The organism is Pseudomonas sp. GXM4, from assembly GCF_008923895.1.
In the GTDB taxonomy this organism is placed as follows: Bacteria; Pseudomonadota; Gammaproteobacteria; order Pseudomonadales; family Pseudomonadaceae; genus Aquipseudomonas; species Aquipseudomonas atacamensis.
This window is the reverse complement of sequence record NZ_WBRZ01000354.1, coordinates 1-4,623: the sequence shown is the minus strand read 5'-3', so window position 1 is coordinate 4,623 and position 4,623 is coordinate 1. Positions and strand designations below refer to the sequence as shown.

The window sequence follows — 4,623 nt, the reverse complement described above, 5'->3', positions numbered from 1 at the left end:
CTTCGGCAGCTCCTACAGGAACCGCATTCCCCTGTAGGAGCTGCCGAAGGCTGCGATCTTTTGATCTTGATCCTTTAGCTCAACTTGAACCCACCCATCTGCCGCGCCAGATCATCCGCCAGCTTCTGCAACATCTGGCAGTCTTCGCGACAAGCCCTGACCTCCCCCGCCGTCGCCCGTGCCAGATCGGAAATCCCCTGCACGTTGCGGTTGATCTCTTCAGTCACCGCCGACTGCTCTTCGGTTGCCGTCGCCACCTGATGGTTCATATCGCTGATGCGCTCGACCTGGCCGGTGATCGCCGTCAGCGACGCGCCGGTCCGCTGGCTCGATTCAACCCCGGTGCCAGTCGCGGCCTGGCCCGTGCGCATCGATGACACGGCGTTTTCCGCGCCTTGCTTGAGGCTGCCGATCATCAGTTGAATTTCGTCGGTCGAGGCCTGGGTCCTGCGCGCGAGGGTGCGCACTTCATCGGCGACCACCGCGAAGCCACGGCCCATGTCGCCAGCGCGGGCGGCTTCGATGGCGGCGTTGAGTGCCAGCAGATTGGTCTGTTCGGAAACGCCACGAATCACCGCCAGCACCGAATCGATCGACGCCACTTGCTGCGCCAGCTCACCCACCGCCCCTGCCGCCACGCCGATCTCGTCGGACATGCTTTCGATATGACGGATCGAGCCACCGACCACTTCCCGTGCCTGCAACGCCTCATCGCGCGCGGTTTGCGAGGCAAGCGCGGCGTTGCCGGCATTTTGCGCGATCTCCTGCACGGTCAGGCCCATTTCGTGGACGGCGGTGGCTACCATGTCGGTCATTTCCTGCTGCCGGCCGGAACGCTCGGCGGTGTTGTCCACCACCGTCGCCACTTGCCCTACGGCCGTGCGCAGGCGCTCGCTGGTGGTCAGCACTTCGCCGATCATCGCGCGCTGGCTATCGAGGAAACGGTTGAAGCCGCGCGCGAGGTCGCCCAGCTCATCGGCACGGCTGGAATCTAACCGGTGAGTCAAATCTCCACCACCGCTACCGATGGCCACCAGCGCCCGTGTTACTTGTCGAATCGGTCGCACCAGCCCCTGCGCCAGCCACACCACCGACGCCAGGCAGACCAACGCCACCACCAGACCGATGCCGCCACTCATCCACATCGCTTTCCGTGCTTCGGCGTAGATCTGCGACTGCGGCACTTCGGCCACCAGCGTCCAGCCGAGATCGCGCAGCGGCAGGCTGAAGGCGAGGAAGTCTTCACCGTCGCGTTCGAAGCTACTGTTGACCGCCTCCTTGTGCCCCATCAGCGCTTGCGCCGCGTTGGCGCCGATCTGCTCGGTCAAGGTGCGTTTGCCGCTGAACTGCGCCTCAGAATGGACCTGAATCAAACCGTCGGAACGCACGAGATAGACCTTGCCGCGTTCACCGAAACTGAAGTTGTGGATCAGCTCCGACAGCTCTTTCATGCTCAGCCCAAGCCCGGCGACACCGACGACTTTGCCGGCCTGCTCGACCTTCAAATCGATGAACAGGGCCAGCTCGCCTGTCGCGCCGTCGTTGTCGATATTGAGGGTGCGCGGCTGATTGCTGTCGAGAAAGGAATAGAACCAGGCGTCGGCCGGTTTCGCGCGACTGAGGGTGCGGTCCAGGCCTTTTTCAGTGATGTAGTGATTGGATTCGGTGCCGATAATCAGCGCAGTGAAGGCCTTGTGTTCGGCGCGGATGCCTTCCAGATACTGCGCGAAGAGCGCAGTTTTGCTGCTGTCCTCGCCTGTCGCCAGCCAGTCACGCACCATAGTGTTGCTGGCGATGTCCTTGGCGGCGGTGAGCGGCTGCACGAGGATGCGTTCGATATCGTTGCGCGTCGCTTCGATACTCGACGGCAGCGCTTGTTCGACCAGATAGCTCTGGGCGAGGCGGTTGACCACCAGGGTATAAATGCCAACCACAATCACGATGCTGATCAGCAGGGCCGCGCCCATGCCGAGAATCAACTGCCACTGAATACTGCGTCGCCACCATTGCATGGAGCACCCCCAAGGAATAAGTGGCCGAAACACTGCAACAGCCGTGCCGATTGTATACAAGCAAACCGACAATCTATTCCCTGGTTGTGCGCAACCCCATCAGCCCTGACTGATGGTCTTGGCAATCGTCTCGACCGTGGCGCTGACTTGCTCTTGATAACGCTCGAGTTCTTCTTTGTGCTGCTTTTTCATTTCGATCTGCTGCGAGCACAGATTCATCGCCGCCAGCACCAGCAAACGGTCGCCGATCAGCGTCGGGTATTTGCGCTTGGTGTCTTCCAGCGTGGCCTTGAGCATCATCGCCGCGTCCAGCAGGGTCTGTTCTTCCCCGGCCGGTGCCTTGATCGAATAGTCCTCGCCGAGAATGGAGATGACTTTTACCCCTGCTGTGCCGTGGTTCATGCGCTGACAGGACCGGCATTGACGCGATCAACCAGCGCCTGAATGCGCGCGGCGGTGGCGCCGTGTTTTTCTTCCTGCTCCATCAGGTTCAGCTGCAGGTTTTCGTTTTCATCCTTGGCCTGGGCCAGTTCCGTGGACAGGGTCTGGTTGGTCTGCAGCAAGGTCTGGTTCTGTTGCACCAGGTCGCTGACGAGCTGTTCCAATTGGCTGAGGGATGCTTCCAACATTTTGATCTTCCAAGCGTTTTTCAAAGGGCGCGTACGATAAAGAAAAGTCACCACGGATGCCAGGGTTAAACCGGCGCAAGGCCTTGATTTTCCTGGGTGGCGAAGCTTCTCGCGAGTTTAAAAGACTGTGATTGGTCGATCTGGTTCCTGCACTTCGTCGCTCAAGCCTGTCTGCGACAAATACGCACACCACCTCAAGACTTTAGTCGTATGACCGATAAGTCACCCATACAGCAGTCTCAGCCCGCATGGATGCGGCCCTTTTCGGTATCCGCCCATGTCCCTTCGCAATATGAATATCGCCCCACGGGCGTTCACCGGCTTCGCCCTGATCGGCGGCCTGATGTTGATCCTCGGCGTGTTTGCGCTGAACCAGATGAGCAAGATCCGCGCGGCCGGCGAAGACATCGCCACCGCCAGCGTGCCATCGATCAAGGCTCTGGACGAATTCACCCAACTGACCCTGCGCCTGCGCGTGCTCTCTTACCGTTTGCTGATCAATCGCGAACCCGACGTGCAGCAGAAAACCATCGAGCTGTTCGACCTGCGCAATCGCCAGATCGCCGATGCGCAACGCGCATACGAGCCACTGATCGAAGGCCCGCAGGAGCGTGCGGCGTACGATCAGTACGTGCAATTGCTGGCGCAGTACCGTCAGCTTGAAGAACGCATGAAAACCCTGTCGCGCAACAACCAGATCGCCGAGTTGCAGCAGATGCTCAACAACGATTTGCTGAGCAACTCAGAGGCCGTCAACACCGCACTTGCGCGTCTGCTGGAGATCAATACCCAGCAAATTGCCGAGACTGATCAGGGCGCCAAGGATCAGTACTCGATGTCGTTCGATCTGGTCGTCACTCTGCTGGTGATCGCCAGCGGCCTGACCCTGCTGTTCGCCTGGTTGCTGACCGTGAGCATTACCAAGCCGATTTCCAAGGCACTCGAGGCGGCGGAAACCATCGCCGAAGGCAACCTCACCCAGCCGATCCATGTCGATGGCGAAGATGAAGCCGGGCGCCTGCTGGCGGCGATGGCGAAGATGCAATCGAAGCTGCGCGACACCCTGCAGCGCATCTCCGGTTCGGCCACACAGCTTGCGTCCGCTGCGGAAGAGCTGAACAGCGTCACCGATGAAAGTGCTCGCGGCCTGACCCAGCAGAACAACGAAATCGAGCAGGCCGCCACTGCGGTCAATGAGATGACCAGCGCTGTCGAAGAGGTCGCGCGCAACGCGGTCAGCACTTCGGAAGCCTCGAAAAACGCCACCACTTCGGCGGGCGACGGTCGTGATCTGGTGCAGGAAACCGTCAGCGCCATCGAACGCATGAGCGCCGATGTGCAGAGCACCGCGTCGCTGATCGGCGACCTGGCCAATGAGTCCCGCGACATCGGCAAGGTGCTCGACGTGATTCGTGGCCTCGCCGACCAGACCAACCTGCTGGCATTGAACGCAGCGATCGAAGCGGCGCGCGCCGGTGAGGCCGGGCGTGGTTTCGCCGTAGTGGCGGACGAAGTGCGCGCTCTGGCCCATCGCACCCAGCAGTCGACCAGCGAAATCGAACGCATGATCGGCAGCATCCAGAGCGGCACCGAACACGCCGTGGATTCGATGCGCAACAGCACCGAGCGCGCCGAATCGACGCTGAACATCGCCCGTGGCGCCGGGATGTCGCTGGACACCATCAACAGCGCCATCGTCGAAATCAACGAGCGCAACCTGGTCATCGCCAGCGCCGCCGAAGAGCAGGCGCAGGTGGCGCGGGAAGTCGATCGCAATCTGGTGAACATCCGCGATCTGTCGGTGCAGTCGGCGACCGGCGCCAATCAGACCAGCGCAGCAAGCAATGAGCTGTCGCGGTTGGCGCTGGATCTGAACAACATGGTTGGGCGGTTCAGCCTGTAACACACCTCGCTGGAGCTTCCCCTGTGGTGAGGGGATTTATCCCCGTTGGGTGGCGAAGCCGCCCCAAAAACAGCGTATG

Annotated in this window: 4 protein-coding genes and 2 pseudogenes; 2 read left to right on the top strand and 4 right to left on the bottom strand. The window is 60.9% G+C overall.

Annotated features, from left to right (window positions below; translation table 11 throughout):
* Positions 1-74: 74 nt before the first annotated feature.
* The 4 genes and pseudogenes from F8N49_RS28715 to F8N49_RS25695 form a co-directional block, all read right to left on the bottom strand.
* On the bottom strand, positions 75-782 hold the full coding sequence (locus tag F8N49_RS28715) for a methyl-accepting chemotaxis protein (RefSeq protein ID WP_372241051.1): 708 nt from the start codon (positions 780-782) through the stop codon (positions 75-77).
* Between the two features lie 207 nt (positions 783-989).
* A pseudogene (locus F8N49_RS28710) lies at positions 990-1,967 on the bottom strand (cache domain-containing protein); the annotation flags it as partial.
* A 144-nt stretch (positions 1,968-2,111) separates the two neighbouring features.
* Entirely contained in the window at positions 2,112-2,414 is a 303-nt protein-coding gene (locus F8N49_RS25700; protein WP_016772014.1) for a cell division protein ZapA, read from the bottom strand.
* The gene (locus F8N49_RS25695) at positions 2,411-2,641 is read right to left on the bottom strand and encodes a hypothetical protein (RefSeq protein WP_016772015.1); all 231 of its coding nucleotides are present in this window, start codon (positions 2,639-2,641) and stop codon (positions 2,411-2,413) included. Before F8N49_RS25695 ends, F8N49_RS25700 begins: the two co-directional genes overlap by 4 nt.
* Before the next feature lie 277 nt (positions 2,642-2,918).
* Here F8N49_RS25695 and F8N49_RS28705 point away from each other — a divergent pair.
* Both F8N49_RS28705 and F8N49_RS28700 read left to right on the top strand, forming a co-directional pair.
* A pseudogene (locus tag F8N49_RS28705) lies at positions 2,919-3,641 on the top strand (MCP four helix bundle domain-containing protein); the annotation flags it as partial.
* A 30-nt stretch (positions 3,642-3,671) separates the two neighbouring features.
* On the top strand, positions 3,672-4,544 hold the full coding sequence (locus F8N49_RS28700) for a methyl-accepting chemotaxis protein (protein WP_370695130.1): 873 nt from the start codon (positions 3,672-3,674) through the stop codon (positions 4,542-4,544).
* Positions 4,545-4,623 lie beyond the last annotated feature (79 nt).

Bases quoted from the DNA above. Each gene is read 5' to 3' on its own strand.
- F8N49_RS28715 (WP_372241051.1), bottom strand. From the start codon at position 782: ATGGGCCTGACCGTGCAGGAGATCGCGCAAAATGCCGGCAACGCCGCG.
- F8N49_RS25700 (WP_016772014.1), bottom strand. From the start codon at position 2,414: ATGAACCACGGCACAGCAGGGGTAAAAGTCATCTCCATTCTCGGCGAG.
- F8N49_RS25695 (WP_016772015.1), bottom strand. From the start codon at position 2,641: ATGTTGGAAGCATCCCTCAGCCAATTGGAACAGCTCGTCAGCGACCTG.
- F8N49_RS28700 (WP_370695130.1), top strand. From the start codon at position 3,672: ATGGCGAAGATGCAATCGAAGCTGCGCGACACCCTGCAGCGCATCTCC.